The sequence below is a fragment of the Curtobacterium sp. P97 genome (assembly GCF_023712445.1).
Taxonomy (GTDB): domain Bacteria; phylum Actinomycetota; class Actinomycetes; order Actinomycetales; family Microbacteriaceae; genus Curtobacterium.
This window is the reverse complement of sequence record NZ_JAMAYF010000112.1, coordinates 1-453: the sequence shown is the minus strand read 5'-3', so window position 1 is coordinate 453 and position 453 is coordinate 1. Positions and strand designations below refer to the sequence as shown.

Sequence of the window (453 nt, the reverse complement as noted above, 5' to 3'; positions counted from 1 at the left end):
GCCCCGGGGGTCCGACATCCCCGCTCGTGGACCGGGCTGCTCCCCGGTCCTCGCGGTGTCCGTGTCGGTGTCCGTGTACGCGGGCGTGCCGGGACGTCGCGTACGGCGTTCGGCGAGCAGGGTGGTGAGGGCGCGCTGCTGCTCGCCGTGCAGCGGGGACCCCGGCTCGGTGATGAGCGCTTTCCACAGCGCCCAGCCGCGGGCGCGCGCCCAGGTGCCCTCGTCGAGGTCGACGGCGTCGCGGAACGCCGCCCGGCCCGCGACGCCCAGCCACGTCCAGGCGATGACCAGGTCGCACGCGGGGTCGCCGACACCGCAGACGCCGAAGTCGATGACCGCGGACAGGCGCCCGTCCACGGCGAGCAGGTTGCCGGGCGCGAGGTCGCCGTGGAACCAGACCGGTTCACCGGACCAGGACGTCGCCAGCGCCTCGGCCCAGACCTCCGCGCACGC

Annotated in this window: 1 protein-coding gene; it reads right to left on the bottom strand. The window is 75.9% G+C overall.

Annotation, left to right across the window (positions count from 1 at the left end):
- The coding region (locus M3677_RS17205; RefSeq protein WP_251161165.1) for a phosphotransferase at window positions 1–453 on the bottom strand (453 nt) is incomplete at both ends.